This is a genomic window from Pseudomonas sp. R3.Fl (assembly GCF_023516765.1).
Classification (GTDB): domain Bacteria; phylum Pseudomonadota; class Gammaproteobacteria; order Pseudomonadales; family Pseudomonadaceae; genus Pseudomonas; species Pseudomonas citronellolis.
In genome coordinates this window covers 4691921-4715047 of sequence record NZ_JAMGSO010000001.1, presented here as the reverse complement: position 1 = coordinate 4715047, position 23127 = coordinate 4691921, and the positions used below count along the sequence as shown (strand labels likewise).

Below are 23127 nucleotides of genomic sequence, written 5' to 3'. Positions count from 1 at the left end.
CCCGGCTCAGCGCCGGCTCGGCTTCAGCCCGGACATGCGCGGCACCAGCAGGCGCTCGAACAGCCAGGGGCAGTAACGGGCCAGGATGCGCGCGCGCCAGTTGACGTTGGACAGCACCAGCAGGCGCTTGCGCTGCAGGGCGCCCTGGTAGATCGCCTCGGCCACGTCGCGCGGGGAAGCCACTTCGCTGCCCAGCACCACGGCCGGCTGGCGGATCACCGAGCCGTCGCCGACCAGGGCGTTCTTGCGCAGGTCGGTGGCGGTGAAGCCGGGGCAGGCGAGGGTCACCGAGACGCCGGTGCCCTCCAGTTCCATGCGCAGGGTGTCGAACAGGCCATGCAGTGCATGCTTGCTGGCGTTGTAGGCGCTGCGATAGAGCAAGGGGGCGAAGCCGGTCAGCGAACTGAGCACGACGATCTGCCCCTGGCGGGCGATCAGGCTGGGCAAGGCCGCCCGGGTGCAATGCAGGGCGCCGTAGAAATTCACCGCCATCACCCGCTGGAACACCTTCAGGTCGGTCTCGGCGAACAGGCTGCGGTGGGTGATGCCGGCGTTGTTGATCAGCACGTCGATGCCGCCGAAGCGTTCGATGGCGACGGCCACGGCCTGCTCCACCGCGGCGGGCTCGGTGATGTCGCAGCGCAGCCCCAGGGCCTCGACGTTGAGGTGCTGCTGCAGGTGCTGCACCAGGCTGTCGAGCGCGGCCTGGTCCAGGTCGAGGATCACCGGCCTGGCGCCAGCCTGGGCGAAGCGCAAGACCAGCGCACGGCCGATGCCCGAGCAGCCGCCGGTCACCAGGACCGTCTTGTGCAGGTAGACCTTGCTGGAGAAGACCTTGCGTGGCATGTGCAGAGCCCTCGGCCAGGCGCGGGTGCGGCCGGTTGCCCCTCAAGCATAGCCCCGTGGCGGTCACGCTCCGGCTGCCCCGTGTGCCGCTGGTCGCAGCCCTTGAATGTCGCCGCCGCTTTGCCGGCCGCGGACTGGACAAGCCCCGGTTGGCGACTCATGCTCAATGCAGACACCAACACAAGAACGATAAAGGTGCGGCGCAGCAATGCTCAAGAAACTCCTGTTCCCATTGGCCTCATCGCTGCTTCCGGCGTCGCTGGCCCATGCCCTGCCAGGCCCAGCCGGTGGCCCCCAGTCGCTGGCGGTCGGCTATTACGAGTTCCCGCCGTACATCTATACCGACGATGACGGCAGCACCCAGGGCGAAGGTGCCGAGCTGATCCGCAAGCTGCTGCGCCAGGCAGGCTACCGCGCCGAACTCCGGGCCCTGCCCAGTGCCCGCCTCTACCAGGGCCTGCGCGATGGCAGCGTACAACTGTGGGCCGGGGCCCCCGGCAAGCCCGAGCTGGCCGAAAGCACCCTGGAGTGCGAGCACGTGCTCGGCCAAGTCACCCTCAACCTCTATCGCCTGGCGTCCCATCCCGCCCCGCGCCTGCCCCAGGGCCTGGCCGGCAGCCGGGTGATCCTGATCAGCGGCTACAGCTACTGGCGGCCCGCCACCCAGTTGCTGGACGACCCGCGGCTCAACCTGGAGGTCCACCGCACCACCACCCACAGCGCGGCGCTGCAGATGCTGCTGCGCGACCGCGGCGACTACCTGCTGGACTACCAGGCCCCGGTGGAAGAAGCCCGCAACGCCGCCGGCCTGCCGCCGCTGGCCTACGACACCCTCTACCGTCTACCGTTGAAACTCATCGTCTCCCGTCGCACGCCCGATGCCGAACAACTCCGCCAGCGCCTGGACCAGGCATTCGAGCAGTTGAGTGCGAAGGGGGAGAAGGTAGAGCTGAACTAGGGCCGGGGCGGGGGCGTTCCGTGTAGGAGCGCCCCATGGGCGCGAATCGCGGACAGAGTCCGCTCCTACGTTGCCGGCGAACATGTCTTTTCGTAGGAGCGAGGGGGACGCCTAGTTCTTGCTCGCGAACAGACTCCGCCACGGGGCTCATTCGCGAGCAAGCTCGCTCCTACGAAGAGCACCTCGGCACAGCCCGTAGACAATTGCTCCTACGGGCGCAGGAGACACACCCTCGTAGGATGGCGTTGAGCGCAGCGATACCCATCACCATGGCCCCGCCCCACTGTAGGAGCGGGCCCTGCCCGCGATATCGCGCGCAGGGCGCGCTCCTACAAGGGGAATGCAATGGCGCGGGTATCTGCTCCCATCGCCCCGGCTTTTCCGCGCCCAAAAGCAAAACCCCCGACCAGCCAGGCTGATCAGGGGTTTTGGGATAGGTGCTTGACGATGACCTACTCTCACATGGGGAAACCCCACACTACCATCGGCGATGCGTCGTTTCACTGCTGAGTTCGGGATGGGATCAGGTGGTTCCAACGCTCTATGGTCGTCAAGCAATTCTTTCGGATGCTCGTGGCTTGCGCACACGCTCATCCAGATTCGGGTATGTGACAGATCTTCTTTGCGGTTCACACGAACTTTCGGTTCGTCGACTTCACCGTCTAACACACAAATTGTTTGGGTGTTATATGGTCAAGCCTCACGGGCAATTAGTATCGGTTAGCTCAACGCCTCACAGCGCTTACACACCCGACCTATCAACGTCGTAGTCTTCGACGGCCCTTCAGGGGAATCAAGTTCCCAGTGAGATCTCATCTTGAGGCTAGTTTCCCGCTTAGATGCTTTCAGCGGTTATCTATTCCGAACATAGCTACCCGGCAGTGCCACTGGCGTGACAACCGGAACACCAGAGGTTCGTCCACTCCGGTCCTCTCGTACTAGGAGCAGCCCCTCTCAAATCTCAAACGTCCACGGCAGATAGGGACCGAACTGTCTCACGACGTTCTAAACCCAGCTCGCGTACCACTTTAAATGGCGAACAGCCATACCCTTGGGACCGGCTTCAGCCCCAGGATGTGATGAGCCGACATCGAGGTGCCAAACACCGCCGTCGATATGAACTCTTGGGCGGTATCAGCCTGTTATCCCCGGAGTACCTTTTATCCGTTGAGCGATGGCCCTTCCATACAGAACCACCGGATCACTAAGACCTACTTTCGTACCTGCTCGACGTGTCTGTCTCGCAGTCAAGCGCGCTTTTGCCTTTATACTCTGCGACCGATTTCCGACCGGTCTGAGCGCACCTTCGTACTCCTCCGTTACTCTTTAGGAGGAGACCGCCCCAGTCAAACTGCCCACCATACACTGTCCTCGATCCGGATAACGGATCAGAGTTAGAACCTCAAGCATGCCAGGGTGGTATTTCAAGGTTGGCTCCACGCGAACTGGCGTCCACGCTTCAAAGCCTCCCACCTATCCTACACAAGCAGGCTCAAAGTCCAGTGCAAAGCTACAGTAAAGGTTCACGGGGTCTTTCCGTCTAGCCGCGGATACACTGCATCTTCACAGCGATTTCAATTTCACTGAGTCTCGGGTGGAGACAGCGCCGCCATCGTTACGCCATTCGTGCAGGTCGGAACTTACCCGACAAGGAATTTCGCTACCTTAGGACCGTTATAGTTACGGCCGCCGTTTACCGGGGCTTCGATCAAGAGCTTCGCTTTCGCTAACCCCATCAATTAACCTTCCGGCACCGGGCAGGCGTCACACCCTATACGTCCACTTTCGTGTTTGCAGAGTGCTGTGTTTTTAATAAACAGTCGCAGCGGCCTGGTATCTTCGACCGGCGTGGGCTTACGCAGTAAATACTTCACCCTCACCGGCGCACCTTCTCCCGAAGTTACGGTGCCATTTTGCCTAGTTCCTTCACCCGAGTTCTCTCAAGCGCCTTGGTATTCTCTACCCGACCACCTGTGTCGGTTTCGGGTACGGTTCCTAGTTACCTGAAGCTTAGAAGCTTTTCCTGGAAGCATGGCATCAACCACTTCGCTCTCTAAAAGAAAGCTCGTCATCAGCTCTCGGCCTTGAACACCCGGATTTGCCTAAGTGTCCAGCCTACAACCTTAAACTTGGACAACCAACGCCAAGCTGGCCTAGCCTTCTCCGTCCCTCCATCGCAGTAACTAGAAGTACAGGAATATTAACCTGTTTCCCATCGACTACGCATTTCTGCCTCGCCTTAGGGGCCGACTAACCCTGCGTCGATTAACGTTGCGCAGGAACCCTTGGTCTTTCGGCGTGGGAGTTTTTCACTCCCATTGTCGTTACTCATGTCAGCATTCGCACTTCTGATACCTCCAGCAAGCTTCTCAACTCACCTTCACAGGCTTACAGAACGCTCCTCTACCGCGCATCTTACGATGCACCCGTAGCTTCGGTGTGTGGTTTGAGCCCCGTTACATCTTCCGCGCAGGCCGACTCGACTAGTGAGCTATTACGCTTTCTTTAAAGGGTGGCTGCTTCTAAGCCAACCTCCTAGCTGTCTAAGCCTTCCCACATCGTTTACCACTTAACCACAACTTTGGGACCTTAGCTGACGGTCTGGGTTGTTTCCCTTTTCACGACGGACGTTAGCACCCGCCGTGTGTCTCCCACGCTGACACTTCCAGGTATTCGGAGTTTGCATCGGTTTGGTAAGTCGGGATGACCCCCTAGCCGAAACAGTGCTCTACCCCCTGGAGTGATACGTGAGGCGCTACCTAAATAGCTTTCGAGGAGAACCAGCTATCTCCGAGCTTGATTAGCCTTTCACTCCGATCCACAAGTCATCCCCTACCTTTTCAACGGGAGTGGGTTCGGTCCTCCAGTCAGTGTTACCTAACCTTCAACCTGCTCATGGATAGATCGCCCGGTTTCGGGTCTATACCCAGCGACTAAACGCCCTATTAAGACTCGCTTTCGCTACGCCTCCCCTATTCGGTTAAGCTCGCCACTGAATATAAGTCGCTGACCCATTATACAAAAGGTACGCAGTCACCCAACAAAGTGGGCTCCCACTGCTTGTACGCATACGGTTTCAGGTTCTATTTCACTCCCCTCTCCGGGGTTCTTTTCGCCTTTCCCTCACGGTACTGGTTCACTATCGGTCAGTCAGTAGTATTTAGCCTTGGAGGATGGTCCCCCCATGTTCAGACAACGTTTCACGTGCGCCGTCCTACTCGATTTCACTTCCTAGAACCTTTCACATACGGGGCTATCACCCACTATGGCCGCACTTTCCAGAGCGTTCTGTTAGATTCTAAGAAGCTTAAGGGCTAGTCCCCGTTCGCTCGCCACTACTAAGGGAATCTCGGTTGATTTCTGTTCCTCAGGGTACTTAGATGTTTCAGTTCCCCTGGTTCGCCTCACACACCTATGGATTCAGTGTATGATAACCAGCTTGTGCTGGCTGGGTTCCCCCATTCAGAGATCTCCGGATCAAAGTCTGTTTGCCGACTCCCCGAAGCTTATCGCAGGCTACCACGTCTTTCATCGCCTCTGACTGCCAAGGCATCCACCGTATGCGCTTCTTCACTTGACCATATAACCCCAAGCAATCTGGTCATACGTCTCGAACGTGAAGACGACATTCGCCGAAAATTCGCGCTTGAACTCGCAAATTTTACCTTGACTTGAATGATCACCAGTGAAAGAGATCATTCAGTCTACTTCTATCACATACCCAAATTTTTAAAGAACGGTTCCGGTACAAAGACCAGACAGCAAGGTTCGTTCTATCGAACATTCCTGTCTGAGCTTTACGACGATTGCGGAAGATGGTGGAGCCAAGGAGGATCGAACTCCTGACCTCCTGCGTGCAAAGCAGGCGCTCTCCCAGCTGAGCTATGGCCCCATCAGATCAAGGCACCACCACAACAATTGGTGGGTCTGGGCAGATTCGAACTGCCGACCTCACCCTTATCAGGGGTGCGCTCTAACCAACTGAGCTACAGACCCAATCGTCTAACCAGTGAATCAAGCAATTCGTGTGGGAGCTTATGAGTAAGCTAGGATCTTCGATTAAGGAGGTGATCCAGCCGCAGGTTCCCCTACGGCTACCTTGTTACGACTTCACCCCAGTCATGAATCACTCCGTGGTAACCGTCCCCCTTGCGGTTAGACTAGCTACTTCTGGAGCAACCCACTCCCATGGTGTGACGGGCGGTGTGTACAAGGCCCGGGAACGTATTCACCGTGACATTCTGATTCACGATTACTAGCGATTCCGACTTCACGCAGTCGAGTTGCAGACTGCGATCCGGACTACGATCGGTTTTCTGGGATTAGCTCCACCTCGCGGCTTGGCAACCCTCTGTACCGACCATTGTAGCACGTGTGTAGCCCTGGCCGTAAGGGCCATGATGACTTGACGTCATCCCCACCTTCCTCCGGTTTGTCACCGGCAGTCTCCTTAGAGTGCCCACCATAACGTGCTGGTAACTAAGGACAAGGGTTGCGCTCGTTACGGGACTTAACCCAACATCTCACGACACGAGCTGACGACAGCCATGCAGCACCTGTGTTCCGATTCCCGAAGGCACTCCCGCATCTCTGCAGGATTCCGGACATGTCAAGGCCAGGTAAGGTTCTTCGCGTTGCTTCGAATTAAACCACATGCTCCACCGCTTGTGCGGGCCCCCGTCAATTCATTTGAGTTTTAACCTTGCGGCCGTACTCCCCAGGCGGTCGACTTATCGCGTTAGCTGCGCCACTAAGATCTCAAGGATCCCAACGGCTAGTCGACATCGTTTACGGCGTGGACTACCAGGGTATCTAATCCTGTTTGCTCCCCACGCTTTCGCACCTCAGTGTCAGTATCAGTCCAGGTGGTCGCCTTCGCCACTGGTGTTCCTTCCTATATCTACGCATTTCACCGCTACACAGGAAATTCCACCACCCTCTACCGTACTCTAGTCAGGCAGTTATGGATGCAGTTCCCAGGTTGAGCCCGGGGATTTCACATCCATCTTACCAAACCACCTACGCGCGCTTTACGCCCAGTAATTCCGATTAACGCTTGCACCCTTCGTATTACCGCGGCTGCTGGCACGAAGTTAGCCGGTGCTTATTCTGTTGGTAACGTCAAAACAGCAAGGTATTAACTTACTGCCCTTCCTCCCAACTTAAAGTGCTTTACAATCCGAAGACCTTCTTCACACACGCGGCATGGCTGGATCAGGCTTTCGCCCATTGTCCAATATTCCCCACTGCTGCCTCCCGTAGGAGTCTGGACCGTGTCTCAGTTCCAGTGTGACTGATCATCCTCTCAGACCAGTTACGGATCGTCGCCTAGGTGAGCCATTACCCCACCTACTAGCTAATCCGACCTAGGCTCATCTGATAGCGTGAGGTCCGAAGATCCCCCACTTTCTCCCGTAGGACGTATGCGGTATTAGCGCTCCTTTCGGAACGTTGTCCCCCACTACCAGGCAGATTCCTAGGCATTACTCACCCGTCCGCCGCTGAATCCAGGAGCAAGCTCCCTTCATCCGCTCGACTTGCATGTGTTAGGCCTGCCGCCAGCGTTCAATCTGAGCCATGATCAAACTCTTCAGTTCAATACTGATCGGGTTTTGAGAAAACCCTAAACCTGGCTCAGCAATCGCAAAAAACTCTCGAATTCACGAGTGTTACTTGTGATGCTGATAATCTTGCGATCACCAGTCTTAGCTCACAAGCACCCACACGAATTGCTTGATTCAACTTGTTAAAGAGCAGTTGGTTGATTCTCTCGTCTCAACCGAGGCCGCGCATTCTACGCTAACCTCTTATTTCGTCAAGCGTTATTTTCAGAATTTTTCGTTCCTACTCAACCGCTTGCACTGTCGATCGGCCGGAGCTTCTCGTCAGCGGGAGGCGCATTTTACAGCGATCAAACTCACTGTCAAGCACCTCGGCGATCTTCCTTTTGGCTCGCTGCCGGAGCAGCTGTCGAACCCAAAGGCGGCAAGTGAATCACCTGCCTGATCACCACTCTCAACTTCGAACCTGCTTAAGTGCTTGATTTACAAGCTCTTTCAGCGCTTCGTCGCTGGGAGTGGTGCGCATTATAGGGACTTCAAAATGCCCGTCAACACTTTTCTGAAAGAATCTTCAGCGGGATGCGAAACGGGCCCGCAGCGCCGGCAATTGCCGCGCCACCGGCGGCAGGCGCAGCAACAGCAGGAATACGCCTATGGCTGCATATAGCGACCAGCGCTCGATGTCCGAACGCACGACCCACAGCATATGCAGAAGCCCCAGGGCGAGAATGACATAGACCAGCCGATGCAGTTTCTTCCAGCCGCTGCCCAGTTTGCGCATGCTGTATTTATTAGAGGTGAGAGCCAGCGGCAACAGGCCCAGGAAACCCAGGGTCCCGACGATGATGTAGGGCCGCTTGCGTAATTCGACGCCCAGTTGCGTCCAGTCCAGACCGAGGATGAACACCAAGTAGGCGCACAGGTGCAGGCATATATAGGCGAAACACCACAGACCGAGCTGCCGGCGCACCAGGATCCAGCCGTTCCAGCGCGTCAGCTTCTGCAGCGGGGTCATGGCCAGGGTCAGCAGCAACAAGACCAGGCCGCCCTGCCCCAGGTTGTCGACCAGCACCTTGCCCGGATCGGGCCCCAGGGCAAAGATCCAGGCCTGGTACAGCCAATAGAGCGGTGGCGACAGCGCCAGCAGGAATACGCTGGCGCGCCAGATGGGGTTGCGCATCTGCATCAGTAGTTCTTCCTCAGGTCCATCCCCGCGTACAGCGAGGCCACTTCGTCGGCGTAGCCGTTGAACATGAGGGTGGGACGAACATTGGGGCTGAATAGTCCGCTGGGCAGGCGCCGCTCGCGAGCCTGGCTCCAGCGCGGGTGGTCCACCGTCGGGTTGACGTTGGCGTAGAAGCCGTACTCGTCGGGCGCCAGGCTTTCCCAGGTGGTCTTCGGCTGTTCGGCGACGAAGCTGATGCGGATGATCGACTTGGCGCCCTTGAAACCGTATTTCCACGGCACGATCAGGCGCAGCGGCGCACCATTCTGGTTGGCCAGGATGCGGCCGTACATGCCCACGACGAGAATCGCCAGCGGGTGCATGGCTTCGTCCATCCGCAGGCCCTCCACGTAGGGCCAGTCGATCAGGGCGAAGTTGGATTGCACGCCGGGCATGCGCTCGCGATCGACCAGGGTTTCGAAGCGCAGGTACTTGGCGTTACCGGTGGGCTCGACTCGCTTGATCAGTTCCGACAGCGGGAAGCCGATCCAGGGGATGACCATGGACCAGGCCTCCACGCAGCGCAGGCGATAGATGCGCTCTTCCAGTTGGTAGGGCTTGATGAAGTCCTCGAGGGCATACTTGCCGGGCTTCGCCACCTCGCCATCGATCACCACCGACCAGGGCTCGGTCTTCAGCGCGCCGGCGTTGGCAGCCGGGTCGCCCTTGTCCGGGCCGAACTCGTAGAAGTTGTTGTAAGTGGTCGCATCCTTGAAGGGGGTGATGCTCTCCCCTTGCACGGTGACGGCATCCCATTTGATCGAGGGCAGCTTTTCGCTGAACCAGCCCGGCGTGCTGGCCGCGGCCTCGACCTCGGCATAGCGGGAAGGATCGGCCAACCCCATGGCCGGCAGACCGGCAAGGGCGGCGCCTGCCGCGCTGGCGGCAAGGAAACGGCGGCGGGAAAGATAGAGGGCTTCGGGAGTGACTTCCGACTCGTGGCAAGCGGAAGGTCGGGCAATACGGATCAGCATGGCGGGCTCCGCAACGACTGGCTGTGTGCGCCAATAGACTGCGGAGCCCGGGGGAAATTACATCAGCTCGGGCGGCGACGGCGGCGCAATTGCAACAAGTATTGCACTGGACCGGACGCGGCATAAGCGAGGAACAGCAGCAGCAGGATGCGTGGCGGGTCGGTGAAGACCACGGCGAAGGCCAGCACCACGATCAGGATCGCCATGAACGGCACGCGGCCGCGCAGGTCGAGGTCCTTGAAGCTGTAGTACTTGATGTTGCTGACCATCAGCATGCCGGCGGCGGCAACCATCAGCGCGACCAGCAGGGAAACCTTGGCGCCCTGGATGTCGAAGTCGGCGAAGGCCCACACGGTGCCGGCCACCAGGGCCGCGGCGGCCGGGCTGGCCAGACCGATGAAGTAGCGTTTGTCGGCCTTGCCCACCTGGGTGTTGAAGCGCGCCAGGCGCAGCGCGGCGCCGGCCACATAGATGAAGGCGACCATCCAGCCGACCTTGCCCAGGCTGCTCAGCGCCCATTCGAAGGCGACCAGCGCCGGGGCCACGCCGAAGGCGACCATGTCCGACAGCGAGTCGTACTCGGCGCCGAACGCGCTCTGGGTGTTGGTCAGCCGCGCGACGCGGCCGTCCAGGCCATCCAGGACCATGGCGACGAAGATGGCGATGGCGGCATTGGAGAAATCGCCGCTCATGGCGTTGATGATGGCGTACAGGCCGGTGAACAGCGCCGCGGTGGTGAACAGGTTGGGCAGCAGGTAGATGCCGCGGTGGCGGACCTTGCGGCCGTCGGCGTCGTGCCCTTCCTCGACGTGCTCGTCGATGGGCAGCAGGCTTTCGGTTTCTTCGGAGGCCTTGTTCGGCTCCTCGGGACCTTCACTCATGGAGACTTCCTTAGGGAACTCAGCGGAAAAAGATCGAGCGCGGGGCACGGACGCCCGGGCGCACAGGCTTTATACCAGAACCCTGCGCAAGAACGAAAAAACGCGGCCGGGGCCGCGTTTCTTCGAGTGTCGCTAAGCCCTTAGTTCTTGGACTTGTCGACGATCTTGTTGGCAGCGATCCAGGGCATCATGGCGCGCAGCTGCTCACCGATGACTTCGATGCCGTGAGCGGCGTTGTTACGGCGCTTGGCGGTCATCGATGGGTAGTTGGTGGCGCCTTCGGAGATGAACATCTTGGCGTATTCGCCGTCCTGGATGCGCTTCAGAGCGTTGCGCATGGCCTGACGGGATTCGGCGTTGATCACTTCCGGACCGGTCACGTACTCGCCGTATTCGGCGTTGTTCGAGATCGAGTAGTTCATGTTGGCGATGCCGCCTTCGTACATGAGGTCGACGATCAGCTTCAGCTCGTGCAGGCACTCGAAGTAGGCCATTTCCGGCGCGTAGCCGGCTTCGACCAGGGTTTCGAAACCGGCTTTCACCAGCTCGACGCAACCGCCGCACAGAACGGCCTGCTCGCCGAACAGGTCGGTTTCGGTCTCGTCCTTGAAGGTGGTTTCGATGATGCCGGTACGGCCGCCGCCGACGCCGCAGGCGTAGGACAGGGCGACGTTCTTGGCATTGCCCGAAGCGTCCTGGTAGATGGCGATCAGGTCAGGGATGCCGCCGCCCTTGACGAACTCGGAGCGCACGGTGTGGCCCGGGGCCTTCGGCGCGATCATGATCACATCGAGGTCAGCGCGCGGTACGACCTGGTTGTAGTGAATGGAGAAGCCGTGGGCGAAGGCCAGGGTAGCGCCCTTCTTCAGGTTCGGCTCGATCTCGTCCTTGTACAGGCGGCCCTGGAACTCGTCCGGGGTCAGGATCATCACCAGGTCGGCGGCGGCGACGGCGCTCGGCACGTCAGCCACTTTCAGGCCATGGTTCTGCGCCTTGACGGCGGACGGCGAGCCCGAACGCAGGCCGACGGTGACGTCGACGCCGGAGTCTTTCAGGTTGCAGGCATGGGCGTGGCCCTGGGAACCGTAACCGATGATGGCAACTTTCTTGCCCTGGATGATGGAGAGGTCACAGTCTTTATCGTAGAAAACGCGCATTTGGGTAATCCCCTGGTCTAGTGGCCTCGTGGGCCGTCTTTCAAATTCAGATGCTGAGAGTCTTGTCGCCGCGGGCGATGCCGGTCACGCCGGTCCGCACCGTCTCGATGATCGCAGCGGTACCGATGGCCTGGATGAAGCTGTCGAGCTTGTCGCTGGTGCCGGCCAGCTGCACGGTGTAGACGCTGCTGGTGACGTCGACGATCTGACCGCGGAAGATGTCGGTGGTGCGCTTGACCTCGGCGCGCTGGGCGCCGGTGGCCTTGATCTTCACCAGCATCAGCTCGCGCTCGATGTGGGCGCTTTCCGACAGGTTCACCAGCTTCACCACCTCGATCAGCTTGTTGAGGTTCTTGGTGATCTGCTCGATGACTTCGTCATGCCCGGCCGTGGTCAGGGTGAGGCGCGACAGGGTCGGGTCCTCGGTCGGCGCCACGGTCAGGGTCTCGATGTTGTAGTTGCGCTGGGAGAACAGGCCGACCACGCGGGACAGCGCGCCGGGTTCGTTTTCCAGCAGCAGGGAAATGATGTGTCGCATGATCAGGTACGCTCCGTCTTGCTCAGCCACATGTCTCGCATCGAACCGCCGCGGATCTGCATCGGATAGACGTGCTCGCTGGTGTCGACCTGGATGTCGAGGAAGACCAGGCGGTTCTTCATGGCGAACGCCTCTTCCATCTTCGGCTTCAGGTCCTTGAGGTCGGTGATGCGCATACCGACGTGGCCATAGGCCTCGGCCAGCTTGACGAAGTCAGGCAGGGATTCCATGTAGGAGTGCGAGTAGCGGCTGTTGTACTGCATGTCCTGCCATTGGCGGACCATGCCCAGCGCACCGTTGTTCAGGTTGACGATCTTCACCGGCAGGTCGTACTGCAGGCAGGTCGACAGCTCCTGGATGTTCATCTGGATGCTGCCTTCGCCGGTCACGCAGGCCACGTCGGCCTCCGGGAAGTTCAGCTTCACGCCCATGGCCGCGGGGAAACCGAAGCCCATGGTGCCCAGGCCGCCGGAGTTGATCCAGCGGTTGGGCTTGTTGAAGCGGTAGTACTGGGCGGCGAACATCTGGTGCTGGCCCACGTCGGAGGCCACGAAGGCGTCGCCGCCGGTGACTTCCCAGAGGGTCTCGATGACGCTCTGCGGCTTGATGATGCTGCCGTCGCCCTTGTCGTAGGGGAACAGGCCGCGGTTGCCGCGCCACTCGTCGATCTGCTTCCACCAGGCGGCCAGGGCTTCCTTGTTCGGGGTCTCGCCGATTTCCTTGAGGATGGTGGCCATCTCGGCCAGCACGCTGTCCACCGGGCCGACGATCGGGATGTCGGCCTTGACGGTCTTGGAGATCGAGGCCGGGTCGATGTCGACGTGGATGATCTTGGCGTTCGGGCAGAACTTGGCGGCGGTCTCGCCGTTGATGACGCGGTCATCGAAGCGCGCGCCGACGGCGAAGATCACGTCCGCGTGGTGCATCGCCAGGTTGGCGGTGTAGCTGCCGTGCATGCCGAGCATGCCGACGAACTGGCGGTCGTTGCCGGGGAAGCCGCCCAGGCCCATGAGGGTGTTGGTCACCGGGACGTTGAGCAGGCGCGCCACTTCGGTCAGCGGCTCGGAAGCGTTGCCCATGATGACGCCGCCACCGGAATAGATGATCGGGCGCTTGGCGGCCAGCAGCAGCTCGGCGGCCTTGCGGATCTGGCCGGAGTGGCCGCGGACCGCGGGGCTGTAGGAGCGCAGCTTGACCTTCTTCGGGTAGGCGTACTCGAACTTCTGCGTCGGGTCGCCCATGTCCTTCGGAATGTCGATCACCACCGGGCCCGGACGGCCGGACTGGGCGATGTAGAAGGCCTTCTTGATGACCTCGGGGATTTCCGAAGGGTGCTTGATGATGAAGCTGTGCTTCACGATCGGCCGGGAAATGCCGACCATGTCGGTTTCCTGGAAGGCGTCGGTGCCGACCATGTTGCTCGACACCTGGCCGGAGATCACCACCATCGGGATGGAGTCCATGTAGGCGGTGGCGATGCCGGTGATGGCGTTGGTCGCGCCGGGGCCGGAGGTCACCAGGACCACGCCGGGCTTGCCGGTGGCGCGCGCATAGCCGTCGGCCATGTGGGTAGCGGCCTGCTCGTGACGCACGAGGACGTGGGTCACGTCGTTCTCTTTGAAGAGAGCGTCGTAGATGTGCAGGAGGGCACCGCCCGGGTACCCGTAGATGTACTTAACGCCTTCGTCACGCAACGAGCGGACGACCATTTCAGCGCCGGATAAAAGCTCCACGTTGTCACCTCTAGAACGCTAAACGATCTCCCAGGGGCGGGGGACCGAAACTTGGTTGGCTGCCCGGCAGACAATTGGGCGAATGTAATCGCCGGCTACGTCGACTGCCGAATGAGCAGAACTTGGAGGCGCACCTGGTGTGTTACGGAGGGCCTCCACCCAGCGCGAGGTAACGCGAAGCAGGGTGAAACTTAGCGGCGCGGGTAGCGCCTCTTGTCTGCCGAGTAAAACCAGCTTGCGGCCGGCCCACTGCAGCGAACCTTGGATTCTTCTGATTCGGCCTCGTCAAGTCAAGCCATATATGGATTTGTGTCTAACGCAGGTTGTGATCTTTCTCTGCGGACGCCTCGACACTTTTGGTTATAGTTACCCGCAGTTTCCGCATCCAAGGACCGAAACCGCATGCGACGGACGATTGTGATGGGCGCTCTGATGTTCGCCCTGAGTGCTCCGCTGATGGCCGCCCAGGTATACAAGTGGGTCGACGCCCAGGGCGTCACGCATTTTGGCGCGCAGCCGCCGCAGGGCGCCGAAGCCGCCACCGTGGACACCAAGGTCGCCCCGCCGCCCTCGGGCTTCCCGCTGCCGCCCAGGCCGGCTCCCGCGCCGGCGCCTTCGGCCAGCGACAAGCAGAAGGCCGCCGACGAGAAGGTGCGCCAGGAGGTCGCCCAGCAGGAGGCCGAGCGCGCGCGCTACTGCGACACCCTGCGGACCAACCTGGCGCAATTGAAGAACAACCCGCGGGTGCGGGTGGCCGACGACGACGGCGAGATGCGGCGCATCCCGGAAGAAGAGCGGCAGGCCCGCATCACCCAGACCGAGCAGGACCTGCAGAAGAACTGCAACTGACCGACGCGTAGGCGCGGCTCAGGGCGCCTCGCCGATCAGCCGGTCGAACTCGCCCAGGGCCTCGAACAGGGCGTGCATGTGCTCGCCCTCGTCCACGTAGACCATTTCGGCGATGGCGCGGATGCCCGAGGCGCGCGGCAGCTGCGCGCCCGTCTCGATGATCAGCTTCATGCGCGGCAGGAAGATCCACTGCAGCCATTCCTCCAGCTCCAGCGTATCCACGCAGAACGGCTCCTGGCTGGCCAGCGCCTCCTCCGAGGGCGGCTGTTCCCCCCACAGCGACAGCGCGCGCAGCTCCCGCTCGATCAGCAGGAGCTGGTCGGCCACGGCCGGCAGGCGATCGTCCATCACAGCGTTGCCTTGGCGTTCTGCCGCGCGGTAGCCGCGCCGGCCGCGTCACCCTGGGCCTCGCGGGCCTTGGCGATCACGTCCCACAGGCTGGCCTGCAGCGTCGGCCGGCCATTGGCCAGCGACAGGCCGCGGCGCGCCACCTGCTCGGCCTGGGCGGCGTCGCCCTGGGCCAGGCGCACCTGGGCGAGCTTGTAGAGCACCTGCGGCTCGCGCGGGGCGATGCGCTGGGCGCGCTCCAGGCTGGCCGAGGCGCCGTTGAGGTCGCCGCCGCCCTGCTGTTGCTGGGCAGTGGTGAGTAGAGCCAGGACCGGGCCATCGAGCTGCTCGTCGGCGGCCAGCGGTGCGTTGCGCGAGGGAATGCCGGACGGCGCCTGCACCGGCGCGGCCGGAGCCTGCTGCTGGTAGCTGGGCTGTTGCTGCCGGTAGACCGGCTGCTGGTAGGTCTGCTGGCTGAAGCCGCCGGTGGCGCTGATGTTGCTCGGCGCGCTGCCGACGGGCGCCGCCGGGACGCTGCCGGACTGCACGCCCGGGGTGATCGGGGCGGTGGAGATCGGCGCTGCGCCAGTCTGCGCCGGGAAGGTCTGGATCGGTGCCATGCCGGCATCCTGGGGTACCATCACGGTCACGCCGGAATCACCCGCCGGCTGCGATGCCGCGCTCGGCGCGGTGTTGGCATTGGCCGGGCGGTTGGCATTGGAATAGCCGACCCGCTCCTGGTTGGACACCGAGGTGCCGGAATCCCGCACCGGGATAGCGCCCTGCTGCGGGGAAGCGCAGCCGGACAGCACGGCCGCGGCGGCAGCCACGGCAAACCACGCGTTTTTCACTTCGAATCCTCTCGCCTCAGTTCAGCCAGCCACGGACCCAGTCCATGACCTCGCCGGCCGGCGTCTGGTTGTTGCCACAGCCGGCGCCCGGCGCCGGCTCGCTTCCGCGAATATAGGGCATCTGCACGGCGCCCGGACAATTGGCGTCGCTGCCCTGGCCGGTACGCGGATCGACCCAGGCCATGCTGACATTATCCGGCATCGGCATGTCCAGCGGCAGGGGGTCGGCCTTGCGCATGAAACTGGTCCAGATCTGCAATGCGCCGGTAGCGCCGGTGAAAGGCGTCTTGCCGTTGTCGTCGCGGCCCAGCCAGACCACCGCCAGCAGGTCCTGGCCGAAGCCGGAGAACCAGCTGTCGCGGGAATCGTTGGTGGTGCCGGTCTTGCCCGCCAGGGTCAGGTTCGACGGCAGCTGGTTGTAGGCCGAGCGCGCGGTGCCCTCGCGCATCACCCGCTGCATGGCGTTCTGCAGCAGGTAGATGGAGCCCGAGTCGAAGCGCTGCTGGACCTGGAACGGATAGCGCTTGAGCGGCTGGCCGTCGGCGGCGACCACGCTGCGGATGCTGCGCAGCGGGGTATTGAAGCCGCCGCTGGCGATGGTCTGGTACATGGTCGCCACCTGCATCGGCGTCATGGCGCCGGCGCCCAGCAGCATCGACGGGTAGGCCGGCCAGTCCACCTGCACGCCCAGGCGTTCGAGGGTCTTGAGCACGTTGGGCACGCCCAGGTCCAGGCCCAGCTTGGCGGTGGACAGGTTCAGCGAACGCGCCAGCCCCTGGTAGAGGAAGATGGTGCCGTTGGAGCTGCCTTCGTAGTTCTTCGGCGTCCACACCTGGCCGTCCTTGCCCTTGATGGAGAACGGCTGGTCCTGGATCCAGGTGGTCAGGGTGTACTGGCTGGGCCGTTCGAGGGCGGTCAGGTAGACCGCCGGCTTGACCAGCGAACCGATCGGCCGGGTGGCGTCCACCGCGCGGTTGAAGCCGGCGAAGCGCGAATCGCGGCTGCCGATCAGCGCCTGCACTTCGCCGGTCTCCGGGTTGGTCACGACCATCGCGGTTTCCGTCTGGTCCAGGCCCTTGCGCCCGGCGAAGCGCTTGAAGGTCTCGGTGACCGCGGTTTCCGCCTTGTACTGCAGGATGGGGTCGAAGCTGGTGAAGATGCGCAGACCTTCCTCGGTCAGGTCTTCCTCGCGGTAGTCCTGGCGCAGCTGGCGCTTCACCAGGTCGAGGAACGCCGGGTACGAGCTGTTGGCCATGCTGCCCTGGCGCGTCACGCCCAGGGGAGCCTGCTTGGCCGCCGCGGCCTGCTCGGGGGTGATCACGCCCTGCTCGGCGAGCACGTCGAGCACCACGTTGCGCCGCTCCATGGCGCGCTCCGGGTTGCGCCGCGGATTGTAGTAGGACGGCCCCTTGACCATACCCACCAGCAACGCGATCTGCGGCAGCTTGAGCTCGGACAGCGGCTGGCTGAAGAAGTACTGGCTGGCCAGACCGAAGCCGTTCACCGAACGCTGGCCATCCTGGCCGAGGAACACTTCGTTGAGGTAGCCCTCGAGGATCTCGCGCTTGTCGTAGTGCAGCTCCAGCAGCACCGCCATCATGGCTTCGGTGAGCTTGCGGCTGAGGCTGCGTTCGTTGGTCAGGAAGAAGTTCTTCACCAGCTGCTGGGTCAGGGTGCTGCCGCCCTGGCGCAGCTGCCCGGCGCTGGCGTTGACCCAGACGGCGCGGGCGATGGACTTCAGCGAGACGCCGTGGTGGGACCAGAAGTCGCGGTCTTCCACCGCCACCAGGGTGTCGACCAGGTACGGCGGCACCTCGTCCAGCTTGATGAGGATGCGGTCTTCGTTGTGCGAGGGGTACATGCCGCCGATCAGCAGCGGCTCCATGCGCGCGACGTCCAGCTTGGAACCGTCGGCGCGGGACAGGCCGGCCACGTAGTCGCCGGAGAAACGCACGCGGATGCGCTGCGCGGGCTCGGCGCCCTCGTAGAACTGGAAGCCGCGGGTATTGAGGTCGACCGTGCCGCCGGACACGGCCACCATGCCCGGGCCGCTGACCGTGCCATCGCGTCGGTAACCCAGGGCGCCGAGCTCTTGGAGGAAGTCGTCCTTGTTCAGCTTCAGGCCGACGAACAGCTCCAGCGGCCGGGCATAGACCTTGGCCGGGATGGTCCAGCGCTTGCCGGAGAACTTCTCCTGCACGACCGCATCGAGGTACACGGCGAAACCGGCCAGCACGACCAGGCCGACGAGGCTGAGTTTGAGCAGCCAGCCCAGCCACTTGCGCGACGGAGCGGACTTTTGATTCTTACGGGAACGGGGGGATCGGGGACGCGTCATGGCGGCGCATTATACGTACTTTATCCACAGGGGACAGACGCCGCGCGAGGCGGTGTCCGGGCTCTGTCGCAGGCGCGCGGAAGTGCCCCGGCCAAAGCGACGCAGCTTCGACCAGCGGGCAGCCGATTGGTTGCCTGCGGCGCCAGGCAAGTTTGCAGCCACCGGCGATGCCGCCATAATGCCTGCCTCCCGAATCCGGACAGCCAAGGACAATATCCCGTGAGCCAGACTCTGATCGCTGCCCTGCAGAACCCTGCCCTGTACCCCCACCCGGTGGAGCAGGTGCGGGTCATCGAAACCCACATTTCCTGGGTCCTGCTCACCGGCCAGTACGTTTACAAGATCAAGAAGCCGGTGAACTTCGGCTTCCTCGACTTCACCGACCTCGCGGCGCGCAAGCATTTCTGCGAGGAAGAACTGCGCCTGAACCAGCGCCTCACCGAAGGCCTGTACCTGGAAGTGCTGCCGATCACCGGCAGCGAGGCCGCGCCACAACTGGGCGGCGAAGGCCCGGCGATCGAATACGCGCTCAAGTGCCGCGAATTCCCGCAGAACGCCCTGCTCAGCGAGGTGCAGGCGCGCGGCGAGCTGACCTCCGAGCACATCGACGCCCTGGCGAAGCAGATCGCCGGCTTCCACCTGCGCACCCCGCAGGTGCCGCAGGACAACCCGCTGGGCTCGGCCGAGGCGGTGATGGCGCCGGTGCGGCAGAACTTCGAACAGATCCGCCCGCTGCTCAGCGACAAGGCCGACCTGCTGCAGCTGGACGCCCTGGAAGCCTGGGCCGAAAGCTCCTACGACCGTCTGGAATCGCTGCTGCAGGCGCGCAAGGCGAACGGCTTCATCCGCGAATGCCACGGCGACATCCACCTGGGCAACGCCGCGCTGATCGACGGCCAGGTGGTGCTGTTCGACTGCATCGAGTTCAACGAGCCGTTCCGCTTCACCGACGTCTGCGCCGACTACGCCTTCCTCGCCATGGACCTCGAGGACCGCGGTCTGAAGTGCCATTCGCGGCGCTTCGTCAGCCAGTACCTGGAGCAGACCGGCGACTACCAGTCCCTGGAAATCCTCAACTTCTACAAGGCCTACCGCGCCCTGGTGCGGGCCAAGATCGCCCTGTTCAGCCTGGCCCACCAGAACGACGCCGTGCAGAAGGCCGCGACCCTGCGCCAGTACCGCAACTACGCCAACCTGGCGGAGAGCTACAGCGCCATCCCCTCGCGCTTCCTGGCTCTGACCATGGGCGTTTCCGCGGTGGGCAAGAGCTCGGTGGCGCTGCGCCTGGTCGAGGCCCTGGGCGCCATCCGCCTGCGCTCGGACGTGGAGCGCAAGCGCCTGTTCGGCGAACAGCAGCAAGCCCAGCGCGGCGCCCTGCAAGGCGGCATCTACAATGCCGAATCCAGCGCGGCCACCTACGAGCGCCTCAACGCCCTGGCCGGCGACATCCTCCGCGCCGGCTACCCGGTGGTGCTCGACGCCACCTTCCTCAAGCACGCCCAGCGCCAGGCCGCGCGCCATATCGCCGACGACACCGGGGTGCCCTACCTGATCCTCGACTGCCAGGCGCCGGAAAGCGTGATCGCCGGCTGGCTGGCCCAGCGCCAAGCGCAAGGCGGCGACCCGTCCGACGCCACCCTCGAAGTGGTGCAGGCCCAGCAGGCCGGACGCGAAGCCCTGGACGCCGACGAGCAAGCCCACAGCAAGCGCGTCGACACCCAGGACAGCGCCAGCCTCGACACCCTGGTGGGCAGCATCCGCCAGCGCCTGCCGGGCATCTGACCCCCTCGACGCAGCCCGGGCACGATCGATGCCCGGGCTGCCGTTCGTCACGCCAAGGGCACTTTCGCGCCCGCCGATGTCACAAAGCCACATTACCCCGCCAAGGGCCCGCTACACTTCATCGTCAAGTGAGCCGGCCGTCTCCAGCAGTTCACGGCCCTCGCCGCCATGCATGACCCACCCCGTGTGCCGCATCGCAAGGACCGACGATGAACGACGAACTGCTGCATCTGAAGAATCTCGGCAAGACCTCGGCCCAATGGCTGCACGCCGTGGGCATCCACAACGCCTCCGACCTCCGCCGCCTGGGGGCGGTCGGCGCCTACCGCGCCGTTCGGGCCCGCGGCTTCCGGGCCTCCAAGGTGCTGCTCTACGCCATCGAGGGCGCCCTGCTGGACGTCCATTGGAACGACCTGCCGCCGGCGCACAAGGCCGAACTATTGGGCCAATTGGAGACTTTTCCTCAAAGGAATCAGAGTTAGCTCACAAGCCTTCCAGGAAATGATTTACGGCCGCGGGCCAGAACCCTATCGTTTCAGGGCCCTTCGTGCGCCCCGACCGCCAACGTCCGTCCAAGGAATTACGGCCCATGTACCTACTCGGTGAACAACCGGCCTATGCCGACCAGCTGATCAGCCGTCTGCAGGGGATTCCCGCCCAGCTGCTTTCCGGCCTCGCCCCCTGCGCGGAGCCCATCCGCCTGGAACGTACCGACGACCTGTCGGCCGAGCTGCCGAACCAGCAGCTGTTCCTGATCGAGAACGGCCTGCTCCACGCGCTGGTCGACGAACGCCCGCTGTTCTACCTGCAGGAGGGCGACCTGGTGGGACTGCGCCAGGGCATCGACCTGCCGCCGTGCCGCTACACCAGCGACGAGCCGTTGTGCCTGGTGCCCTATTCGCGCAGCGACGTGTTCCACCACATCCACGCCGACGAGCAGCGCCAGGAACTCTTCCTGCACTACCTGATCGGCCACACCGCCCTGCTTTCCGACGCCCTGGCACACCTCAAGCAGCCGGACATCCGCCCGTCCACCGGCTTCCGCCACTTCGCCGCCGGCGACCAGTTGATCCAGCAGGGCGACGATGCCGAGCACGTGTTCATCATCATCGAGGGTCACGCCGAGGCCTTCGTCGACGGGCAAAAGGTCGGCGACGTGCAGAAGGACGAGATCTTCGGCGCCATGGCCGTGTTCACCGGCGAGAAGCGCAGCGCCAGCGTGGTCGCCAGCGAACCCTGCACCGTGATGGTGATCCCCAAGGACCAGTTCCTCAGCCTGATGCAGAGCAACCCGCGCATCGCCCACAGCCTGATCGAGGGCATGGCCCGGCGCATCGACCTGCTCAACCGCGAGGTCACCCAGCTGCGCCTGCAACTCGGCGCCGGCTAGCCGAAGCCCGGTCCAGACGAAGCCCGGCCATGTGCCGGGCTTCGTCATTTCTGCAGGGCGGACTTTTTTTTGCGAAATGCTGTTGACTCACAAATGATAATAGTTATTATTACCACAGCTGGCCGCGAGGTCGGCGGGTAAGCTGAGAGCCCTACCGCAGTCGGACACTCAGGTTATCTCCTCATCAGGCTAATCACGGTTTTCGACCCGGCTCATCGCCGGGTCTTTTTTTTGCCCGCGTTTTTTCCAGGGCCCCTTCCCTCTGACCGTTCGCCGGAAATTGCCGGGGCGATGAAAAAAGTATTGACTCGCGAATGATAATTGTTATTATTAACTCAACTGGTCGCGAGGCCAGTCGGTAAGCTGAGCGACCACGCAGTCGGACGATCAGATTATCTCCTCATCAGGCTAATCACGGTTTCGACCCGGCTCATCGCCGGGTCTTTTTTTGCCTGAAGGAAAGTCATGGGCGGGGGATTTCTTTTCGTAGGAGCGAGCTTGCTCGCGAACAGCGCTCTGCCGGTTGGGCTCGGTACTCGACCTGGAGAGCGCCCTCTCCCTAACCCTCTCCCTGAAGGGAGAGGGGACCGTTGGGCAGACGCTGATGTTCTGGAGTTAGCCGGCTAGCGCAGAGTTGCCGGCTGAAACCATGCCTGTTCTCGGCACGGACAAGCCCCCTCTCCCTTCAAGGTGGGGCGCGCAGCCGAAGGCTGGGGAGAGGGAAAGGAATGCCACCGAAACATCGAAGCAGCCGGGAGCGCTGTTCGCGAGCAAGCTCGCTCCTACAAAAAGAGGAGCCCTCCCGTCAGGCTATGCCCACATCAACGCAACTTCGCACAATGATCCTGCGGCGGCAGCGCCGGCGTGTACCAGACGTAGTCCGCCTGCTGCGGCGACACCGTCTTGCCGACCTCGGCCAGCATCAGCACCTGCATGCCCTCCCCCGCCTCCAGGTCTTCCAGGTGCAAGGGCACGCCCAGGTCGCGGCGCACGTGGAAGCCGCCGGCGATCAGCACGGCGGGCGCGGGCGCCGCCTTCAGCCGTTCGGCCATGCGCCGGTCGCGCTGCTGCTGTACCGCCAGCATGGCCGGCATCTGGCTTTCCGGCAGCAGGCCGCAGTGGGATTCGCGGATGTCGTCCAGCAGCACCCGGCGCACCTCCTCGGCCGTCGAGCGAGTGCCGGCCAGGGCTGGCTGCTCCCCATAGATGCGCTTGATCTCGCTGCGGTCCAGGTTGGCCGCCAGCAGCGGCGCCGGCTGCCTGACCAGCCAGGTCACCATCGGGCCGTAGAGCGACCAGTCCCAGCCCGGCTGCCAGGCCAATACGGCATACAGGTCCTGCGGCGCCTTGCCTTCGGCAGCCGCGGCCTGTGCGGCCATCACCCGCTGCTGCTGGTTGGGGTTGAGCATTTCCAGCAGCACGCTGCCTTGCTCGCGGCGCTGGGCCAGGGCGCGGACCAGCCACAGCTCCAGGGCGTGATGGTCGGGGTTGTCGTGCTGTTCGCCGACCAGTACGCGGGGCGCGGCCTGCAGGCGTTCGAGCAGTTGCTCCGGGGTCAGCACCTGACCGCTGCGCAGGTCGCGGATGACGCCCAGCTCTGCGCTGTCGCGGCCCTCAGGGCTCTGCCAGGCCGGCAGGGGCGGCGCGGACGGCAGGCTCTGGCAGGCCGCCAACAGCGCCACCAGCGGGATCAGCAGGTATTTCATGTGAACTCCTT

17 protein-coding genes, 2 tRNA genes and 3 rRNA genes are annotated in these 23127 nt (G+C 62.7%); 6 read left to right on the top strand and 16 right to left on the bottom strand.

The annotated features are described in order from the left end of the window. Positions 1–6: 6 nt before the first annotated feature. Positions 7–846, bottom strand: a complete 840-nt coding sequence (locus tag M8R19_RS20760; protein WP_043315738.1) for an SDR family oxidoreductase — start codon at positions 844–846, stop codon at positions 7–9. Between the two features lie 208 nt (positions 847–1054). Here M8R19_RS20760 and M8R19_RS20755 point away from each other — a divergent pair, with 208 nt between their 5' ends. Next, positions 1055–1804: a substrate-binding periplasmic protein gene (locus M8R19_RS20755; protein ID WP_249918770.1), complete on the top strand. Its 750-nt coding sequence runs from the start codon at positions 1055–1057 to the stop codon at positions 1802–1804. A 439-nt stretch (positions 1805–2243) separates the two neighbouring features. Here the strand turns inward: M8R19_RS20755 and rrf are convergent. The 5 genes from rrf to M8R19_RS20730 all read right to left on the bottom strand — a co-directional run bounded on the left by rrf (position 2244) and on the right by M8R19_RS20730 (position 7401). Next, a 5S ribosomal RNA gene (gene rrf / locus M8R19_RS20750) occupies positions 2244–2359 on the bottom strand. 134 nt (positions 2360–2493) lie between these two features. Continuing rightward, positions 2494–5384, bottom strand: a 23S ribosomal RNA gene (locus tag M8R19_RS20745). 236 nt (positions 5385–5620) lie between these two features. Then, positions 5621–5696, bottom strand: a tRNA-Ala gene (locus M8R19_RS20740). Between the two features lie 27 nt (positions 5697–5723). Then, positions 5724–5800: transfer RNA gene (locus M8R19_RS20735), tRNA-Ile, on the bottom strand. A gap of 64 nt (positions 5801–5864) precedes the next feature. Further along, a 16S ribosomal RNA gene (locus M8R19_RS20730) occupies positions 5865–7401 on the bottom strand. The 16S, 23S and 5S rRNA genes sit together here with 2 tRNA genes alongside, the layout of an rRNA operon. A 136-nt stretch (positions 7402–7537) precedes the next feature. On the opposite strand from M8R19_RS20730, the gene M8R19_RS20725 reads away from it, so the two are divergent. Then, positions 7538–7810: a hypothetical protein gene (locus M8R19_RS20725; protein WP_249918769.1), complete on the top strand. Its 273-nt coding sequence runs from the start codon at positions 7538–7540 to the stop codon at positions 7808–7810. A 126-nt stretch (positions 7811–7936) separates the two neighbouring features. On the opposite strand, the gene msrQ is transcribed toward M8R19_RS20725, so the two are convergent. The 6 genes from msrQ to M8R19_RS20695 form a co-directional block, all read right to left on the bottom strand. Next, positions 7937–8545: a protein-methionine-sulfoxide reductase heme-binding subunit MsrQ gene (gene msrQ, locus M8R19_RS20720; protein WP_249920203.1), complete on the bottom strand. Its 609-nt coding sequence runs from the start codon at positions 8543–8545 to the stop codon at positions 7937–7939. A 5-nt stretch (positions 8546–8550) separates the two neighbouring features. Further along, positions 8551–9564, bottom strand: a complete 1014-nt coding sequence (gene msrP / locus M8R19_RS20715) for a protein-methionine-sulfoxide reductase catalytic subunit MsrP (protein WP_249918768.1) — start codon at positions 9562–9564, stop codon at positions 8551–8553. A 62-nt stretch (positions 9565–9626) separates the two neighbouring features. Then, on the bottom strand, positions 9627–10445 hold the full coding sequence (pssA, locus tag M8R19_RS20710; protein ID WP_249918767.1) for a CDP-diacylglycerol--serine O-phosphatidyltransferase: 819 nt from the start codon (positions 10443–10445) through the stop codon (positions 9627–9629). Positions 10446–10585: 140 nt separating this feature from the next. Then, positions 10586–11602: a ketol-acid reductoisomerase gene (gene ilvC, locus M8R19_RS20705; protein ID WP_074981404.1), complete on the bottom strand. Its 1017-nt coding sequence runs from the start codon at positions 11600–11602 to the stop codon at positions 10586–10588. A gap of 46 nt (positions 11603–11648) precedes the next feature. Beyond that, a complete protein-coding gene (gene ilvN / locus M8R19_RS20700) occupies positions 11649–12140 on the bottom strand; it encodes an acetolactate synthase small subunit (RefSeq protein ID WP_009612939.1) in 492 nt (163 codons plus the stop codon). Between the two features lie 2 nt (positions 12141–12142). Then, positions 12143–13873: an acetolactate synthase 3 large subunit gene (locus M8R19_RS20695; protein ID WP_249918766.1), complete on the bottom strand. Its 1731-nt coding sequence runs from the start codon at positions 13871–13873 to the stop codon at positions 12143–12145. Positions 13874–14275: 402 nt separating this feature from the next. On the opposite strand from M8R19_RS20695, the gene M8R19_RS20690 reads away from it, so the two are divergent. Continuing rightward, positions 14276–14722, top strand: a complete 447-nt coding sequence (locus M8R19_RS20690; protein WP_009612942.1) for a DUF4124 domain-containing protein — start codon at positions 14276–14278, stop codon at positions 14720–14722. Positions 14723–14740: 18 nt separating this feature from the next. Here M8R19_RS20690 and M8R19_RS20685 read toward each other — a convergent pair whose 3' ends face one another. From M8R19_RS20685 to mrcB, 3 genes are read right to left on the bottom strand one after another with little or no spacing between them, the layout of a single operon-like run. Next, positions 14741–15070, bottom strand: a complete 330-nt coding sequence (locus tag M8R19_RS20685) for a YqcC family protein (RefSeq protein WP_009612949.1) — start codon at positions 15068–15070, stop codon at positions 14741–14743. After that, the gene (locus M8R19_RS20680; protein ID WP_249918765.1) at positions 15070–15900 is read right to left on the bottom strand and encodes a tetratricopeptide repeat protein; all 831 of its coding nucleotides are present in this window, start codon (positions 15898–15900) and stop codon (positions 15070–15072) included. The genes M8R19_RS20685 and M8R19_RS20680 overlap by 1 nt, the downstream gene beginning before the upstream one ends. Before the next feature lie 16 nt (positions 15901–15916). Further along, the gene (gene mrcB / locus M8R19_RS20675; RefSeq protein ID WP_074981396.1) at positions 15917–18238 is read right to left on the bottom strand and encodes a penicillin-binding protein 1B; all 2322 of its coding nucleotides are present in this window, start codon (positions 18236–18238) and stop codon (positions 15917–15919) included. 219 nt (positions 18239–18457) lie between these two features. Between mrcB and M8R19_RS20670 the strand changes: the two genes are divergently transcribed. From M8R19_RS20670 to M8R19_RS20660, 3 genes are all read left to right on the top strand, one after another. After that, the gene (locus M8R19_RS20670) at positions 18458–20020 is read left to right on the top strand and encodes a bifunctional aminoglycoside phosphotransferase/ATP-binding protein (protein ID WP_249918764.1); all 1563 of its coding nucleotides are present in this window, start codon (positions 18458–18460) and stop codon (positions 20018–20020) included. A 209-nt stretch (positions 20021–20229) separates the two neighbouring features. After that, positions 20230–20502 carry a TfoX/Sxy family protein gene (locus M8R19_RS20665; protein ID WP_009612953.1) on the top strand — a complete coding sequence of 91 codons (273 nt, stop codon included), beginning with the start codon at positions 20230–20232 and terminating at the stop codon, positions 20500–20502. 107 nt (positions 20503–20609) lie between these two features. After that, complete coding sequence (locus M8R19_RS20660) at positions 20610–21410, top strand: Crp/Fnr family transcriptional regulator (protein WP_074981391.1); 801 nt, start codon at positions 20610–20612, stop codon at positions 21408–21410. An 821-nt stretch (positions 21411–22231) separates the two neighbouring features. On the opposite strand, the gene M8R19_RS20655 is transcribed toward M8R19_RS20660, so the two are convergent. Then, the gene (locus M8R19_RS20655) at positions 22232–23116 is read right to left on the bottom strand and encodes a ChaN family lipoprotein (RefSeq protein WP_074981389.1); all 885 of its coding nucleotides are present in this window, start codon (positions 23114–23116) and stop codon (positions 22232–22234) included. Positions 23117–23127: the final 11 nt, after the last annotated feature.

Bases quoted from the DNA above. Each gene is read 5' to 3' on its own strand.
- M8R19_RS20760 (WP_043315738.1), bottom strand. From the start codon at position 846: ATGCCACGCAAGGTCTTCTCCAGCAAGGTCTACCTGCACAAGACGGTC.
- M8R19_RS20755 (WP_249918770.1), top strand. From the start codon at position 1,055: ATGCTCAAGAAACTCCTGTTCCCATTGGCCTCATCGCTGCTTCCGGCG.
- msrQ (WP_249920203.1), bottom strand. From the start codon at position 8,545: ATGCGCAACCCCATCTGGCGCGCCAGCGTATTCCTGCTGGCGCTGTCG.
- msrP (WP_249918768.1), bottom strand. From the start codon at position 9,564: ATGCTGATCCGTATTGCCCGACCTTCCGCTTGCCACGAGTCGGAAGTC.
- pssA (WP_249918767.1), bottom strand. From the start codon at position 10,445: ATGAGTGAAGGTCCCGAGGAGCCGAACAAGGCCTCCGAAGAAACCGAA.
- ilvC (WP_074981404.1), bottom strand. From the start codon at position 11,602: ATGCGCGTTTTCTACGATAAAGACTGTGACCTCTCCATCATCCAGGGC.
- ilvN (WP_009612939.1), bottom strand. From the start codon at position 12,140: ATGCGACACATCATTTCCCTGCTGCTGGAAAACGAACCCGGCGCGCTG.
- M8R19_RS20690 (WP_009612942.1), top strand. From the start codon at position 14,276: ATGCGACGGACGATTGTGATGGGCGCTCTGATGTTCGCCCTGAGTGCT.
- M8R19_RS20685 (WP_009612949.1), bottom strand. From the start codon at position 15,070: ATGGACGATCGCCTGCCGGCCGTGGCCGACCAGCTCCTGCTGATCGAG.
- mrcB (WP_074981396.1), bottom strand. From the start codon at position 18,238: ATGACGCGTCCCCGATCCCCCCGTTCCCGTAAGAATCAAAAGTCCGCT.
- M8R19_RS20665 (WP_009612953.1), top strand. From the start codon at position 20,230: ATGAACGACGAACTGCTGCATCTGAAGAATCTCGGCAAGACCTCGGCC.
- M8R19_RS20660 (WP_074981391.1), top strand. From the start codon at position 20,610: ATGTACCTACTCGGTGAACAACCGGCCTATGCCGACCAGCTGATCAGC.
- M8R19_RS20655 (WP_074981389.1), bottom strand. From the start codon at position 23,116: ATGAAATACCTGCTGATCCCGCTGGTGGCGCTGTTGGCGGCCTGCCAG.